The 14,388-nt window shown below is 65.4% G+C and carries 16 protein-coding genes; 7 read left to right on the forward strand and 9 right to left on the reverse strand.

The features are described from left to right. Positions 1 to 11: 11 nt before the first annotated feature. Together AC1DMS_RS09080 and AC1DMS_RS09085 are read right to left on the reverse strand one after the other, a co-directional pair. A complete protein-coding gene (locus tag AC1DMS_RS09080) occupies positions 12 to 1,334 on the reverse strand; it encodes a homoserine dehydrogenase (protein ID WP_478180892.1) in 1,323 nt (440 codons plus the stop codon). An 88-nt stretch (positions 1,335 to 1,422) separates the two neighbouring features. Next, a complete protein-coding gene (locus AC1DMS_RS09085; protein WP_012746967.1) occupies positions 1,423 to 2,652 on the reverse strand; it encodes a pyridoxal phosphate-dependent aminotransferase in 1,230 nt (409 codons plus the stop codon). Between the two features lie 103 nt (positions 2,653 to 2,755). On the opposite strand from AC1DMS_RS09085, the gene AC1DMS_RS09090 reads away from it, so the two are divergent. The 7 genes from AC1DMS_RS09090 to AC1DMS_RS09120 all read left to right on the forward strand — a co-directional run bounded on the left by AC1DMS_RS09090 (position 2,756) and on the right by AC1DMS_RS09120 (position 7,989). Next, positions 2,756 to 3,136, forward strand: a complete 381-nt coding sequence (locus AC1DMS_RS09090) for an Mth938-like domain-containing protein (protein ID WP_012746966.1) — start codon at positions 2,756 to 2,758, stop codon at positions 3,134 to 3,136. A gap of 133 nt (positions 3,137 to 3,269) precedes the next feature. Beyond that, positions 3,270 to 3,746, forward strand: a complete 477-nt coding sequence (locus AC1DMS_RS09095) for a peroxiredoxin (RefSeq protein WP_007830801.1) — start codon at positions 3,270 to 3,272, stop codon at positions 3,744 to 3,746. A gap of 211 nt (positions 3,747 to 3,957) precedes the next feature. Further along, complete coding sequence (locus AC1DMS_RS09100) at positions 3,958 to 5,745, forward strand: PhoH family protein (RefSeq protein WP_412510648.1); 1,788 nt, start codon at positions 3,958 to 3,960, stop codon at positions 5,743 to 5,745. 156 nt (positions 5,746 to 5,901) lie between these two features. Next, positions 5,902 to 6,273, forward strand: a complete 372-nt coding sequence (locus AC1DMS_RS09105) for a VOC family protein (RefSeq protein WP_478180893.1) — start codon at positions 5,902 to 5,904, stop codon at positions 6,271 to 6,273. 8 nt (positions 6,274 to 6,281) lie between these two features. After that, positions 6,282 to 6,731: an EVE domain-containing protein gene (locus tag AC1DMS_RS09110; protein WP_412510646.1), complete on the forward strand. Its 450-nt coding sequence runs from the start codon at positions 6,282 to 6,284 to the stop codon at positions 6,729 to 6,731. 27 nt (positions 6,732 to 6,758) lie between these two features. Beyond that, positions 6,759 to 7,226, forward strand: coding sequence for a GyrI-like domain-containing protein (locus tag AC1DMS_RS09115; RefSeq protein WP_478180894.1), 468 nt, complete (start codon positions 6,759 to 6,761; stop codon positions 7,224 to 7,226). Between the two features lie 55 nt (positions 7,227 to 7,281). Then, positions 7,282 to 7,989 (forward strand): helix-turn-helix transcriptional regulator, encoded by a 708-nt coding sequence (locus tag AC1DMS_RS09120; RefSeq protein WP_478180895.1) that lies wholly within the window; start codon positions 7,282 to 7,284, stop codon positions 7,987 to 7,989. Positions 7,990 to 8,008: 19 nt separating this feature from the next. Here AC1DMS_RS09120 and dnaB read toward each other — a convergent pair whose 3' ends face one another. The 7 genes from dnaB to ppsA all read right to left on the reverse strand — a co-directional run bounded on the left by dnaB (position 8,009) and on the right by ppsA (position 14,280). Then, complete coding sequence (gene dnaB / locus AC1DMS_RS09125) at positions 8,009 to 9,418, reverse strand: replicative DNA helicase (protein WP_018903000.1); 1,410 nt, start codon at positions 9,416 to 9,418, stop codon at positions 8,009 to 8,011. A gap of 170 nt (positions 9,419 to 9,588) precedes the next feature. Further along, a complete protein-coding gene (gene rplI, locus AC1DMS_RS09130) occupies positions 9,589 to 10,041 on the reverse strand; it encodes a 50S ribosomal protein L9 (RefSeq protein WP_007830783.1) in 453 nt (150 codons plus the stop codon). A gap of 15 nt (positions 10,042 to 10,056) precedes the next feature. Continuing rightward, positions 10,057 to 10,338, reverse strand: a complete 282-nt coding sequence (gene rpsR, locus AC1DMS_RS09135; RefSeq protein ID WP_007830781.1) for a 30S ribosomal protein S18 — start codon at positions 10,336 to 10,338, stop codon at positions 10,057 to 10,059. A 21-nt stretch (positions 10,339 to 10,359) separates the two neighbouring features. Then, positions 10,360 to 10,677: a primosomal replication protein N gene (gene priB / locus AC1DMS_RS09140; RefSeq protein ID WP_230537706.1), complete on the reverse strand. Its 318-nt coding sequence runs from the start codon at positions 10,675 to 10,677 to the stop codon at positions 10,360 to 10,362. Between the two features lie 4 nt (positions 10,678 to 10,681). Continuing rightward, a complete protein-coding gene (gene rpsF, locus AC1DMS_RS09145) occupies positions 10,682 to 11,056 on the reverse strand; it encodes a 30S ribosomal protein S6 (RefSeq protein ID WP_012746958.1) in 375 nt (124 codons plus the stop codon). Positions 11,057 to 11,171: 115 nt separating this feature from the next. Next, positions 11,172 to 11,690, reverse strand: coding sequence for a hypothetical protein (locus tag AC1DMS_RS09150; protein WP_478180896.1), 519 nt, complete (start codon positions 11,688 to 11,690; stop codon positions 11,172 to 11,174). A 196-nt stretch (positions 11,691 to 11,886) separates the two neighbouring features. Continuing rightward, the gene (gene ppsA, locus AC1DMS_RS09155; protein ID WP_478180897.1) at positions 11,887 to 14,280 is read right to left on the reverse strand and encodes a phosphoenolpyruvate synthase; all 2,394 of its coding nucleotides are present in this window, start codon (positions 14,278 to 14,280) and stop codon (positions 11,887 to 11,889) included. Between the last annotated feature and the right edge of the window lie 108 nt (positions 14,281 to 14,388).

Here is a 14,388-nt window from a genome sequence, read left to right on the forward strand (position 1 = left end):
TTGCGCCGTCCTCAGGACAGCTCTTCCTTGCGGATGCGCACGATCGGCTGCAGCACGGTGGGCAGTGCCTGCAGTTCGGCGAGCACGTCGTTCACCGTGCCTTCGCGCGCATCGTGCGTGAGGATGATCAGGTCGGTCTGGGTCGAGCCCTCGCCGCCCACTTCGTCGGCTTCGCGCTGCAGCACCGCGTCGATGCTGATGCCCGCGGTGGCCAGGAGGCCCGTGACCTTGGCAAGCACGCCGGCCTGGTCGGCCACGCGCAGGCGCAGGTAGTAGCTGGTGACGACCTCGGCCATCGGCAGCACCTTCAGGTCGCTCATGGCATCAGGGTGGAAGGCCAGGTGCGGCACGCGGTGTGCGGCATCGGCTGTGTGCAGGCGCGTGATGTCGACGAGGTCGGCGATCACCGCGCTGGCGGTCGGCTCGCTGCCCGCGCCCTTGCCGTAGTACAGCGTGGTGCCGACGGCGTCGCCATGCACCACCACCGCGTTCATCGCGCCTTCGACGTTCGCCAGCAGCCGCTTCGACGGCACGAGCGAGGGGTGCACGCGCAGCTCGATGCCCTGCGCGGTGCGCTTGGTGATGCCGAGCAGCTTGATGCGGTAGCCGAGCTGTTCGGCGTACTTGATGTCCTGCGCGGCGAGCTTGGTGATGCCTTCGATGTGGGCCTTGTCGAACTGCACCGGAATGCCGAAGGCGATGGCGCTCATCAGCGTGACCTTGTGGCCGGCGTCCACGCCCTCGATGTCGAAGGTGGGGTCGGCTTCGGCGTAGCCCAGGCGCTGCGCCTCCTTGAGCACGGTGGCGAAGTCGAGCCCCTTGTCGCGCATCTCGGAGAGGATGAAGTTGGTGGTGCCGTTGATGATGCCGGCCAGCCACTGGATGCTGTTGGCGGTGAGGCCCTCGCGCAGCGCCTTGATGATCGGAATGCCACCGGCCACGGCCGCTTCGAAGGCCACCATCACGCCCTTGGCATGCGCGGCCGCGAAGATCTCGGTGCCATGCACCGCAAGCAGCGCCTTGTTGGCCGTGACCACGTGCTTGCCGGCCGCAATCGCCTCGAGCACCAGCTGCCTCGCAATGCCGTAGCCGCCGATGAGCTCGATGACGATGTCGATGTCCGGATTGGCGATGACTTCGCGCGCATCGGCTACCACCTTCACGCCTTCGCCAGCCACTTCGCGCGCACGCGCCGCGTCCAGGTCGGCCACCATCGTGATCTCGATGCCCCGGCCGGCGCGGCGCTTGATTTCTTCCTGATTGCGCAGCAGCACCTTGAAGGTGCCGCGGCCGACCGTGCCTGCGCCGAGCAGGCCTACTTGGATGGGTTTCATTGGGAGATTCGCGTGGATGGTTCGTAAGGGGTGGTGAGGGAGGCACCGCCGGCCGCCGCGGCCAACCGCGCGGCGAGCGGGCGCGCCGTCAATCCGTCTTGCTGCGCAGGCGGTACAGCTCCAGGAACCTGGCAATGCGGTTGATCGCTTCGCGCAGGTCGTCCTCGTGGGGCAGGAACACGATGCGGAAGTGGTCCGGCGTGGCCCAGTTGAAGCCCGTGCCCTGCACCAGCATCACCTTGGTCTCCCTCAGCAGTTGGAGGAAGAACTGGCGGTCGTCGGTGATCGGGTAGACCTTGGGATCGAGCTTGGGGAACATGTAGAGCGCGGCGCTCGGCTTGACGCAGCTCACGCCCGGAATGGCCGTGATGAGCTCGTAGGCCAGGTCACGCTGGCGCCGCAGGCGGCCGCCGTCGCCGACCAGGTCGTTGATGCTCTGGTAGCCGCCGAGTGCGGTCTGGATGGCCCACTGCCCCGGCACGTTGGCGCACAGGCGCATGTTCGAGAGCATGTTCAGGCCCTCGATGTAGTCCTGCGCCCGCGCCTTGTCGCCCGAAACCACCATCCAGCCCGCGCGGTAGCCGCACGAGCGGTAGCTCTTGGACAGCGAGTTGAAGGTCAGCGTGAGCACGTCGGTCGACAGGCTTGCGATCGCGGTGTGCCGCACGCCGTCGTACAGCACCTTGTCGTAGACCTCGTCGGCGAAGATCACCAGGTGGTGCTCGCGCGCAATGTCGACGATGCTCTTGAGCAGTTCGTCGGAATACAGCGCACCGGTCGGGTTGTTGGGGTTGATGACCACGATGCCCTTGGTGCGGGGCGTGATCTTGGCGCGGATGTCGTCCAGATCGGGCATCCAGCCGTTGGCTTCGTCGCAGAGGTAGTGCACCGGCTTGCCGCCCGAGAGGCTCGAGGCGGCCGTCCACAGCGGATAGTCAGGGGCCGGAAGCAGCATTTCGTCGCCGTCGTTCAGCAGCGCGTTGGTGGCCATGGCGATCAGCTCGCTCGCGCCGTTGCCCAGGTAGATGTCCTCGAGCGTGACGCCCGCAACACCCTGCTTCTGGGTTTCGTGCATCACGGCCTTGCGCGCCGCGAAGATGCCCTTGCTGTCCGAATAGCCGGCCGACCCCGGCAGGTTGCGGATCATGTCCTGCTGGACCTCTTCCGGCGCATCGAAGCCGAACACGGCCAGGTTGCCGATGTTGAGCCTGATGATCTTCTGGCCCTCTTCCTCCATCTGCTTCGCGGCGTCCATGATGGGGCCGCGGATGTCGTAGAGCACGTTGGCCAGCTTGGCCGATTTCTTGAACTGCTTCAAAGGGCCCTCCCGGGCGCGGGTTACTTACTCGAGGTCGAAAGGCCCTGAAGGGCCTCGTGTCACTGGGAAAACCTATAATTTGACCACAGTTCCCAGTGCCCCGATGAAGCTCCAGCCCGACAAATCCGACGCCCAGTCCCTTACCGCGCACGGCCCCGGGTGGGTCGCAATCAACAACGAAAAGGTCGAGGGCAGCGTGGTGGTGGGCTCCCGCGGCGAGCGCTTCGAATGGAACTGCTCCCGTTTCGACCAGCTCGGGCCCGAGCATTTCGCCCAGCTTGCGTCGCTGGGCGCGGAATTGGTCATTTTCGGAAGCGGGTCACGCATCCGCTTCCCGCAGCCTGCCTGGCTCCAGCCCCTGATGGCCAGGCGCACCGGCGTGGAGACCATGGACACCCCCGCCGCCTGCCGCACCTACAACATCCTGGCCGGCGAAGGCCGCCACGTGATCGCCGCCCTCCTCGTGGAACCGCCCGAGCGGTGAGAGAAGGCTTTTCGGGGTAAAATACCGGGTTGCGAACAGGCCTGCTGCTCCAGTTAGCAACGACCAATCCTCCATTCGTCGAGTGTGCTGCAAAGCGCCCGATCAATGGAAACCAACGGAGAAAACAAGTTTCATGGCGATCGTTGTCAACAAACCCATTCCTGAATTCGACGCCAACGCCACGGGCGGACTGAAAGTCTCGAATACCTCTCACCTCGGCCACGTGCTGGTCATGTATTTTTACCCGAAAGATAACACTCCGGGTTGCACGACCGAAGCCATGCAGTTTCGCGACCGCTACAAGGACTTCGAAAAGGCCGGCGCCACGGTGTTCGGCGTGTCCCGCGACAACATGAAGTCGCACGACGAGTTCAAGGCCAAGCTCGAACTCCCGTTCGAACTCATCGCCGATACCGAAGAAAAAATGTGCCACATGTTCGGCGTGGTCAAAAACAAGATCATGTACGGCAAGAAGGTCAAGGGCATCGAGCGCAGCACCTTCCTGATCGGCGCGGACGGCATCCTCAAGGCCGAATGGCGCGGCCTCAAGGTCCCGGGCCATGTCGACGACGTGCTCAAGGCCGTCAAGGCCCTCAAGAAGGCCGCCTGAGCGTTACAAGAAGCGCCGTCTGTGCGCTTTTGCATCCGGCCGTGGGAAATGCCCAACGGACTTTGCAAAGAGCGCGAGACGCGTCACCGCCGGTGTGCATAATGGCCTCATGCCGTTGAGCTCCACGACCGCATCCCCCGAACAAAGCCGCCTTGGTCTACAGGCGGCTTTTTCGTTTTCTGGTTTCCACTTCCTGCGAGCGAACTGACACATGCCATTGCCTCCCGCCCCCACGAAACGCGCCGCATTGCTCTCGCCGGATGCGCACGATGCACCCGCCCGCTCCTCGCACAGGGGATCGCGCCGCTCGGGCGAATCGCGTACCGATTCGGCGTCGTCGAGCGGCTCTTCCCAGCCGCTGGAATTGTTCGACCGACACGCCGCCGACGCGGTAGGCGGCAGCAGCGAGGCCGCGCCGCCGATCCGCGCGAAAGCCAAACCCGCGCCTTCCCGCGGCCAGCGGCAGCAGCCCACCGCGCGCCGGGAGCCCGAGGCGCCGGCGCCCGCCGTGCATGCACCCGCGCCACAGCAGCAGCAGATCGCGGCAACGCAGGCCCCGGCGCGGCCCAAGCGCAGCAAATCCAACGGCCCGGCCAAGCTCTTCGTGCTCGACACCAACGTGCTGCTGCACGACCCGATGTGCCTGTTCCGCTTCGAGGAGCACGACATCTTCCTGCCGATGATCGTGCTGGAGGAACTGGACGGCCACAAGAAGGGCACTACCGAAGTCGCCCGCAACGGCCGCCAGACCAGCCGCACGCTCGATGCGCTGGCGGCCGCCCAGGACGCCGACATCGCCAAGGGCCTGAAGCTCGACACCACCGGCCATCGCGAGGCCGGCGGCAAGCTGTTCTTCCAGACCGCGCCGCTCGACTACTCGCTGCCGATCAGCCTGCCCCAGGGCAAGGCCGACAACCAGATCCTCGGCGTGGTGCAGGCCTTGCGCGACCTCTACGCCAACGACCAGCCCGGCCGTCCGAAGCAGGAAGTGGTGCTGGTGTCCAAAGACATCAACATGCGCGTCAAGGCGCGCGCCCTGGGCCTGGCCGCCGACGACTACCAGAACGACAAGACGCTGGAAGACGGCGACCTGCTCTACGCGGGCTCGCTCGCGCTGCCGGCCGACTTCTGGACGCGCCAGAGCAAGACGGTCGAAAGCTGGCAAAGCGGCAGCAACACCTTCTACCGGGTCAGCGGACCCCTGGTGCCCAACCTGTACATCAACCAGTTCGTCTACTTCGAGGCCCCGGGCGAGCCGAGCATGTACGCGCGCGTCACCGAGATCCGCGACAAGACCGCGGTGTTCAAGACCCTCAAGGACTACAGCTCGGGCAAGAACGCGGTCTGGGGCGTGAACACCCGCAACCGCGAGCAGAACTTCGCGATGAACCTGCTCATGGATCCGGAAGTCGACTTCGTCACGCTCACCGGCACCGCCGGCACCGGCAAGACGCTGATGGCGCTCGCCTCGGGCCTCACGCAGGTGCTCGACGACCGGCGCTACACCGAGATCATCATGACCCGCGCCACGGTGAGCGTGGGCGAGGACATCGGCTTCCTGCCCGGCACGGAGGAAGAAAAGATGGGCCCGTGGATGGGCGCGCTCGACGACAACCTCGAGTTCCTTGCCAAGGGCGACGGCGGCGGCGCCGGCGAATGGGGCCGCGCGGCCACCAACGAGCTGATCCGAAGCCGCATCAAGGTCAAGAGCATGAACTTCATGCGCGGGCGCACCTTCCTGAACAAGTACGTGATCATCGACGAGGCGCAGAACCTGACGCCCAAGCAGATGAAGACGCTGATCACCCGCGCCGGTCCGGGCACCAAGATCATCTGCATGGGCAACCTTGCGCAGATCGATACGCCCTACCTGACGGAAGGCTCCTCGGGCCTCACCTTCGCGGTCGACAAGTTCAAGGGCTGGCCGCACGGCGGGCACATCACGCTGGCACGCGGCGAGCGCTCGCGGCTGGCCGACTTCGCGAGCGACGTGCTCTAAGCGCCGCCGGTCCACGGCCGTCCAAAGGCCCGCAACGCTCCCCGGAGCGGCGCGGGCTTTTTTTCGTCCGCGGTGACAGGCTCCTGACAACACGCTGTCAGGAGGCGGCCCGCACCATCAGGGCTCCTTCAACAACGCAACGAAAGCGAGTCCTCCATGCCAAACGCCATCAGCTGGTTCGAGATTCCCGTCACCGACATCGACCGCGCCCAGGCCTTCTACGAAACCGTGCTCGGCCGCAAGCTGCGCCGCGAAGACTTCGGCGACCAGACGCTCGCCGTGTTCCCCTACGACAAGCCCGCCACCGGCGGCGCCCTGCAGGCCGGCGCGAACGCCAGCGCACGCGCGGGCAGCGGCATCCGCATCTACCTGGACTGCATGCCGAGCATCGATGCCGTGCTGGCGCGCGTCGAGGCAGCGGGCGGCCAGATCGTCGCGCCCAAGTCCGCGCTGCCGCCGGGCATGGGCTTCATCGCCCATCTGCGCGACACCGAAGGCAACGAAGTCGGCCTCCACGCCCTCGCCTGAGTCGCACCATGGCACAGCGCAACTGGATCGCCGTTGCCAGCGCCGAGCACGCCCGGCGGGGCCGCGACCACCAGCCGCTCGGCTTCATGCAGGTCGGCCACGGCAAGCTCGGCCCGCTCAAGCGGGTTGCGGCGGGCGACCGCGTCGCCTACTACGCGCCGGCCACGGTCTTCGGTGGCACCGACAAGCTGCAGAGCTTCGTCTCGATCGGCATCGTGCAGCCGGGCGCGCCGTATGAGGCGGACATGGGCAACGGCTTTGTTCCGTGCCGGCTCGACGTGGCCTACGCGGCCTCCCGCGAAGCGCCGATCGCGCCCTTGCTGGAACAGCTGGCCTTCATCGAAAACCCGAAGCAGTGGGGCTACAAATTCCGCTTCGGGCTGTTCGATGTCTCCGACGCCGACATGGCGCTGATCGCACGCGCCATGAAAGCCGACCTGAAGGCGCTCGCGCTCTGAGCGCCACAATCCGAAGATCGACCATCCATGCAGAAGAATCCCCCGATGGAACCCATCCGCCGGTACCACCACGCCTTCCGGGTCGCAGGCCTCACGGTCCGCACCACCAACCGCGAAGAGGACGACCCCGCAACCGCCCGCATCGGCGCGCTGTGGAATCGCTTCTTCGGCGAAGAGACGTACCGGTCGACGCCCGGCCGCACCAGCGATGCCCGCATCTACGGCGTCTACTCCGGCTACGAATCCGACGCGCACGGCGCCTTCGACCTGACCGTGGGCGTGGCCGTCGCGGACGCAGCGGGCAGCGTGGCCATCGACGCCGGCAACTATCTCGTCTTCACGGGCCAGGGCGAGATGCCGCAGATGGTGATCGCCGCCTGGCAGCGCATCTGGCAGTATTTCGAAGCAAACCCGGAAATCGTGCGCCGCTACCGCAGCGATTTCGAAGCCTACGAGGGGCCGGACAAGGTGGCGATCCACATTGGAGTTTCATGAACACACGCCAGGGCCGGCGCGAGGCGCTTGCCGGACCATCCCGGGGAGCCTGCTGATGCGGCGTGCCGACCGCCTGTTCCAGCTGGTGCAGATCATCCGCGGGCGCCGGCTCACCACGGCGGCCTTCCTGGCGCAGCGCCTCGAGGTGTCGGAGCGGACTGTCTACCGCGACGTGGCCGACCTGCAGCACCAGGGCGTCCCCATCGAGGGCGAGGCCGGCGTGGGCTACAGGCTGGGTGCGGGCTTCGAACTCCCGCCGCTGATGTTCACGCAGGACGAGGCTTCGGCGCTCGTGGCCGCGGCACGCCTGGCACAGAGCTGGGTCGATCCGGCGCTCGCGCGCGACATCGAGACCGGGCTCGGCAAGATCCTCTCGGTGCTGCCGCCGGCGGCGCGCGTCTCGGCCGAGGCGCTGGCGCTCTACGCGCCTGCACTGGGCCTGGGCGACGCCCTGCGCACGCGGCTGCAGACCCTGCGCGAAGCCGTGCAGGCGCGCCAGAAACTGCGCCTTCACTATCGCGACGTGTCGGGCGATGCCAGTGACCGCATCGTGCGTCCGCTCGGCTGCTTCTACTGGGGCAAGGTCTGGACGCTCTCGACCTGGTGCGAGCTGCGCAACGACTTCCGTGGTTTTCGCATCGACCGCATGGACGCGGTCGACGTGCTGCCCGAACGCTTTCGCGACGAAGCAGGCAAGACGCTGGCCGACATGCTGCGCCAAGTGAAGGCGCGGGCGGCCGAAGCGAAGCTGCCGCAGCAGTAGAAATGAAGATGAGGCAGGGTCAGTAGTCGTCGCTGCTGCCGTAGCTGGCCAGGTTCTCGAACTTGGTGAGCGGCTTGAGGAAGGTCAGCTTGACGGTGCCCGTGGGCCCGTTGCGGTGCTTGCTGATGATCACCTCGGCCACGCCCGGCTCCTTGCTGTTCTTGTCGTAGTAGTCGTCGCGGTAGATGAACATGATGATGTCCGCGTCCTGCTCGATGGCGCCGGATTCGCGCAGGTCGCTCATCATGGGACGCTTGTCGGTGCGGCTTTCGACGCCGCGGCTCAACTGCGACAGCGCGATCACCGGGCACTTGAGCTCCTTGGCGAGCATCTTCAGGCCACGCGAGATTTCGCCCACGGCCGTGGCGCGGTTCTCGTCGTTCATGCTGGTCGACACGCTCATGAGCTGGAGGTAGTCGACCACGATCAGGCCGAGGCGCCCGTACTGGCGCGCCAGGCGGCGCGCGTTGGCACGCAGCTCGCTGGTGGTCAGGCCAGGGGTCTCGTCGATGTGCAGCGACACGTTGCGCAGCTTCTCGATCGCTTCCGTGAGGCGCGGCCATTCTTCGTCGCTGAGCTTGCCGGTGCGCAGGTGTCCCTGGTCGATGCGCCCGATCGAACCCACGATGCGCACCGCCAGCTGCGACGCACCCATTTCCATCGAGAAGACCGCCACTGGCAGCCCTTCGTTGAGCGCCACGTGCTCGGCGATGTTGATGGCCAGCGAGGTCTTGCCCATCGAAGGACGCGCGGCCAGCACGATCATGTCGCCCGGCTGCAGGCCCGAGGTCATCTTGTCGAACTCGTAGAAGCCGGTGCGCACGCCCGTGATGTCGTTCGGGTTCTCCGCCATCTCGGTCACGCGGTCGAGCAGTTCGACCACCAGGGCATCCATGCTCTGGAAGCCCTGCTTCATCCGCGTGCCTTCTTCACCGATGTTGAAGATCTTCTGCTCGGCCTCGTCCAGGATCTTGTCGACCGACTTGCCCTGCGTGTTGAAGGCGTTGGTCGCGATCTCGTCGCTTGCGGAGACGAGTTTCCGCAGGATCGAGCGTTCGCGCACGATCTCCGCGTAGCGGCGGATGTTGCTCGCGCTCGGCACATACTGCGCGAGCGAATTGAGGTAGACCAGGCCGCCGATTTCATCGGCCTTGCCCAGGCCCTGCAGCTGCTCGTAGACCGTGATGACGTCGGCCGGCTTGCTGGCGTTGATCAATCCGCCGATCGCGGCATAGATCAGCTTGTGTTCGTGGCGGTAGAAGTCGCCATCCACCAGCAGGTCGCCCATGCGGTCCCAGGCACCGTTGTCGAGCAGCAGGCCACCGAGCACGCTCGACTCGGCCTCGATCGAATGAGGCGGAATGCGAAGCTGGGCAACTTGACGATCGGCCGACGGGTCATTGTCGGCATAGGAAAAAACGGCGGACATGGACTTCCCTTGCAACCCTGCATGCTAAGCCGCGCACGCACTGGCGTGTGTGGACAACGTTGTGAATAAACAGTGATCTTTCGGTGCATCGCGCTGGAAAACCGGTGCGCAGAAAGACAAAAGCCGCCCGGAGGCGGCTTTTGCGGCAGCGCACAAGGCGCTGTGGACGATCAGGCGGTTTCGCCGTAGACCGTGACGGTGATGTCGACCACCACGTCGGTGTGCAGCGCAACGCTCACGGTGCTGTCGCCGACGACCTTGATCGGGCCGTTGGGCAGGCGCACTTGCGACTTGGCAACCTTGTAGCCTTGCTTGCCCAGTTCTTCGGCGATGTCGCCGTTGGTGACCGAGCCGAACAGGCGGCCATCGACGCCGGCCTTTTGGGTCAGCTTGACGGTCGTGCCGCCGAGCTTCTCGCCCTGGGCTTGCGACTCGGCCAGCTTGGCGGCCGCAGCCTTTTCGAGTTCGACGCGCTTGGCTTCGAATTCGGCCTTGTTGGCAGCGGTGGCGCGGCGGGCGCGGCCCGTCGGGATCAGGAAGTTGCGTGCATAGCCGTCCTTGACCTTGACGATGTCGCCGAGGCCGCCGACGTTCAGAACCTTGTCCAGAAGAATGATTTGCATGGTGTGTGCTCCTTCTTAGACGCGGTGCTGGTCGCTGTACGGCACCATGGCCAGGAAGCGCGCGCGCTTGATGGCGGTGTTCAGCTGGCGCTGGTAGATCGCGCGCGTGCCGGTCAGGCGGGCGGGGATGATCTTGCCGTTTTCGCTGATGAAGTCACGCAGCGTGTCGATGTCCTTGTAGTCGATTTCCTCGACGCCAGCGACGGTGAAGCGGCAGAAGCGCTTGCGCTTGAACAGCAGCGACTGGGTGTTGCGCTTCGGGCGCTTGTCTTTGTTGAATTTCTTGAACGTGGCCATTTGGGGACCTCTTGTCGAAAATTAATCTTGCTGAAAATCCTGGATGTGCAGGACCGGATGCTTGCCATTGCCCGGTGTCGCGAGGAAACCCTGAAAACGCCAGAGACTTCCCATCGACTGCGTTGCGAGCCGTTCGGCGATGGCGCCGAAGGCAACGGCCCTGAGGGCCGTTTTCACCTGCCTGGCTTTTCCTGCCTCCTGGAGCGTCGACTCGTGTTCGAGCTTCAGATCGATGGCGGGAAGGCCGGCCGGCGTGTATCGCAAGGCTCCGAGTTCGGCAACCGAGGCGGTCAGCACCAGCTGATTGACACCGGTTGCCGCAGCAGCGGCAGCGGTCACGCCATCAGCTGTTGTTGGCGGCGTATTCGGCCTGCTGAGCCTTGCGGGCTTCTTCGCGCTCGACCGTCTTCATCATCGACGAAGGACCGGTTTCGGCCTTCTTCTTCTGGACGGTGAGGTGGCGCAGCACGGCATCGTTGAACTTGAACGCGTGTTCCAGTTCGCCCATCACGGTTTGCTCGGCTTCGATGTTGACGCACAGGTAGTGCGCCTTGCTGAGCTTGTTGATCTGGTAGGCCAGCTGGCGGCGGCCCCAGTCTTCAACGCGGTGGACCTTGCCGCCGCCGGCCGTGATGAGGCCCTTGTAGCGCTCCAGCATGGCCGGAACTTGTTCGCTCTGATCCGGGTGGATCAGCAAAATGATTTCGTAGTGACGCATGGCACTCCTTGTGGATTCTTCCGTGGAAGAGGAAAAGCCACCTGCAGCGTCGGGCGCAGTGTGGCAAGGCAAAGCCGGCTATTGTAGCACTGCTTGCGGCCACGCGTGCCCAGCGTCAGTCTTTCAGGGCCCTGTCCAGCGCCGCGGCCTTTTCCGCGCCCACTGCGGCGCGGATCTTGGGCGCCAGGGCGACCAGGTCTTCGTAGCTGGTGGTGCCTTCGACCTGCAGGTTGAGCCTGAAGCCCATCAGGCCGAGCGAGCCGGTCAATTGGGTGGCAATGGGATAGGCATCCTTGTAGCGCTGCTGCCTGCTGCGCCCGGAGGGTGGCGCAGGTTCGGCCGGTTTTGGCGCCGCCGGCGCCTTGCTTGCGGCTGCCGGTGCAGCAGGCGCCTCGGACACGGGCGCCCTGGCTGGCGCCGGCGCAGCCGGCTTGCTTGCCGCCGCGGGTCCGAGCAGCCCCAATTCGACCATCTGGTCGATTTCTTCTCGCCCGATGCCCGTTCCGGAGGCAAGCACCTCGTCGACCGAGCGCTTGCCGTCGAACAGGATGAACGCGGTGCGCTGGCGCGGCGAAAGCGGCACCGAGCGATCCTTGAGAACCTGCTGTCCGGCTTCTGTCTTGACAAGAATCATGATGGTTTCTTTCGCGAAATACCGGCGTGTGCGGCAACGAGCGGTTCGCCTTGCGAACCCACTCGCCGCCGGATGTCACGAGTCTGACACGAGTAACACATTGTGATTCATTCCGGCAGGCCGCAAAGCGGGAATTTCCCGATGGGAATCCCGCAGGCCTGCCGTGCGGCGGGCAGGTCCGCCGCCCTCCTCCCTGTCAGCGCTTGGCGAGCTGCTGCCAGGTGTCGATGACGCTGTCCGGATTGAGCGAAATCGACTCGATGCCCTGCTCCGCCAGCCAGAGCGCGAAGTCCGGGTGGTCGCTGGGGCCCTGGCCGCAGATGCCGACGTACTTGCCCTCGGCCTTGCAGGCCTTGATGACGCGGCTCAGCAGCGCCTTGATGGCCGGGTCGCGCTCGTCGAAGTCGGCGGCCAGCAGTTCGAGCCCCGAATCGCGGTCCAGGCCGAGCGTGAGCTGGGTCAGGTCGTTCGAGCCGATCGAGAAGCCGTCGAAGTACTTCAGGAACTCTTCCGGCAGGATGGCGTTGCTCGGCACCTCGCACATCATGATCAGCTTGAGCTCGTTCTCGCCGCGCTTGAGGCCATGTTCGCCAAGCAGCGTGGTGACGCGTTCGGCCTGGCCCAGCGTGCGCACGAAGGGCACCATGATCTGCACGTTGACGAGGCCCATGTCGTTGCGCACGCGCTTGAGTGCCTCGCACTCCATGGCAAAGGCCTCGCCGAAGTCCTTGCTCAGGTAGCGCGCGGCGCCGCGGAAGCCGAGCATCGGGTTTTCTTCTTCCGGCTCGTAGCGGCTGCCGCCGATCAGCTTGCGGTATTCGTTCGACTTGAAGTCCGACAGGCGGACGATCACCTTCTTGGGCCAGAAGGCCGCAGCGATGGTCGCGATGCCTTCGGCCACCTTGTCGACATAGAAGGCGCGCGGCGAGGCATGGCCGCGGGCCACGGATTCAACGGCCTTCTTCAGGTCGTTGTCGACGTTCGGATAGTCGAGGATCGCCTTCGGATGCACGCCGATGTTGTTGTTGATGATGAACTCGAGGCGGGCCAGGCCCACGCCGTGGTTCGGCAGCTGCGCGAAGTCGAAGGCCAGCTGCGGGTTGCCGACGTTCATCATCAGCTGGATGTCGATCTCGGGCATCACGCCGCGCTGCACTTCGGTCACCTCGGTTTCGAGCAGGCCGTCGTAGATGAAGCCGGTGTCGCCCTCGGCGCAGCTCACGGTCACCAGCGTGCCGTCCTTCAGCAGGTCGGTGGCGTCGCCGCAGCCGACCACGGCCGGAATGCCGAGCTCGCGCGCGATGATGGCCGCGTGGCAGGTGCGCCCGCCGCGGTTGGTGACGATGGCGGCGGCGCGCTTCATCACCGGCTCCCAGTTGGGGTCGGTCATGTCGGTGACGAGCACGTCGCCGGCCTGGACCTTGTCCATTTCGCTGATGTTGTGCACGAGCCGCACGGGGCCGGTACCGATCTTCTGGCCGATGGCACGGCCTTCGGCGAGCACCGCCCCCTTGCCCAGCAGCTTGTAGCGCTGCTCGGCCTTGCCCTGCTGCTGGCTCTTCACGGTTTCAGGGCGCGCCTGCAGGATGTAGAGCTGGCCGTCGGTGCCGTCCTTGCCCCACTCGATGTCCATCGCGCGGCCATAGTGTTCTTCGATCACGAGCGCGTACCTGGCGAGCTGCTCGACGTCCGCGTCGCTCAGCGAATAGCGGTTGCGCTGCTCGGTCTTGACGTCGGTGGTCTTCACCAGCTTGCCGGTGGCCTTTTTCTCCTCGGGCGACGCGAACTCCATCTGGATCAGCTTGGAGCCCAGGTTGCGGCGGATCACGGCCTTCTTGCCGGCGCGCAGCGTGGGCTTGTGAACGTAGAACTCGTCGGGGTTCACGGCGCCCTGCACCACCGTTTCACCGAGGCCGTAGCTGGAGGTGATGAACACCACGTCCTCGAAGCCCGACTCGGTGTCGATGGTGAACATCACGCCGGCCGCGCCAAGGTCCGAGCGGACCATGCGCTGCACGCCCGCCGAGAGCGCCACCACGTCGTGCGCGAAGCCCTTGTGCACGCGGTAGCTGATGGCGCGGTCGTTGTAGAGGGAAGCAAAGACTTCCTTCATCTTGTGCAGCACGTCGCCGATGCCGACCACGTTCAGGAAGGTTTCCTGCTGGCCCGCGAAGGAGGCGTCGGGCAGGTCTTCGGCCGTGGCCGAGGAGCGCACGGCGAACGAGGCGGCGGGGTTGCCTTCGCTCAGCTTCGCGAACGCCTCGGTGATGGCTTTCTGCAGGTCGGCCGGAAAGGGCTGGGCCTCGACCATCGCACGGATCTCGGCGCCGGCCACGGCCAGCGCCCGCACGTCTTCGGTGTCCAGGGCGGCGAGCCGCTTGCTGATCTTGTCGGCCAGGCCGTCGTGGGCAAGGAACTGGCGGAACGCATGCGCCGTGGTCGCGAAGCCCGTGGGCACCCGCACGCCCTGCGGCAATTGCGAGATCATTTCGCCGAGGCTGGCGTTCTTGCCGCCGACCGACTCGACGTCGGTCATCCTCAGGTTTTCAAACGGTACGACCAGGGCGGTCGCGTCGAAAAGTGCAGACATGGGAAAGCTCCAGAAGTTGAAACCGGTGCTGCATGCAGACGGCGCGGCACGATCGTTGTCGTTGCTTTGGGTGCGGGCGCGGTGTGCATGGAAAGAATTGGGGGTGGG

It is taken from the genome of Variovorax sp. 05T418, assembly GCF_056396385.1.

What these genes read in the sequence shown, in the direction of transcription:
- AC1DMS_RS09080 (WP_478180892.1), bottom strand. Translation starts at nt 1,334, where the DNA reads ATGAAACCCATCCAAGTAGGCCTGCTCGGCGCAGGCACGGTCGGCCGC.
- AC1DMS_RS09090 (WP_012746966.1), top strand. Translation starts at nt 2,756, where the DNA reads ATGAAGCTCCAGCCCGACAAATCCGACGCCCAGTCCCTTACCGCGCAC.
- AC1DMS_RS09095 (WP_007830801.1), top strand. Translation starts at nt 3,270, where the DNA reads ATGGCGATCGTTGTCAACAAACCCATTCCTGAATTCGACGCCAACGCC.
- AC1DMS_RS09100 (WP_412510648.1), top strand. Translation starts at nt 3,958, where the DNA reads ATGCCATTGCCTCCCGCCCCCACGAAACGCGCCGCATTGCTCTCGCCG.
- AC1DMS_RS09105 (WP_478180893.1), top strand. Translation starts at nt 5,902, where the DNA reads ATGCCAAACGCCATCAGCTGGTTCGAGATTCCCGTCACCGACATCGAC.
- AC1DMS_RS09110 (WP_412510646.1), top strand. Translation starts at nt 6,282, where the DNA reads ATGGCACAGCGCAACTGGATCGCCGTTGCCAGCGCCGAGCACGCCCGG.
- AC1DMS_RS09115 (WP_478180894.1), top strand. Translation starts at nt 6,759, where the DNA reads ATGCAGAAGAATCCCCCGATGGAACCCATCCGCCGGTACCACCACGCC.
- AC1DMS_RS09120 (WP_478180895.1), top strand. Translation starts at nt 7,282, where the DNA reads ATGCGGCGTGCCGACCGCCTGTTCCAGCTGGTGCAGATCATCCGCGGG.
- dnaB (WP_018903000.1), bottom strand. Translation starts at nt 9,418, where the DNA reads ATGTCCGCCGTTTTTTCCTATGCCGACAATGACCCGTCGGCCGATCGT.
- rplI (WP_007830783.1), bottom strand. Translation starts at nt 10,041, where the DNA reads ATGCAAATCATTCTTCTGGACAAGGTTCTGAACGTCGGCGGCCTCGGC.
- rpsR (WP_007830781.1), bottom strand. Translation starts at nt 10,338, where the DNA reads ATGGCCACGTTCAAGAAATTCAACAAAGACAAGCGCCCGAAGCGCAAC.
- rpsF (WP_012746958.1), bottom strand. Translation starts at nt 11,056, where the DNA reads ATGCGTCACTACGAAATCATTTTGCTGATCCACCCGGATCAGAGCGAA.
- AC1DMS_RS09150 (WP_478180896.1), bottom strand. Translation starts at nt 11,690, where the DNA reads ATGATTCTTGTCAAGACAGAAGCCGGACAGCAGGTTCTCAAGGATCGC.
- ppsA (WP_478180897.1), bottom strand. Translation starts at nt 14,280, where the DNA reads ATGTCTGCACTTTTCGACGCGACCGCCCTGGTCGTACCGTTTGAAAAC.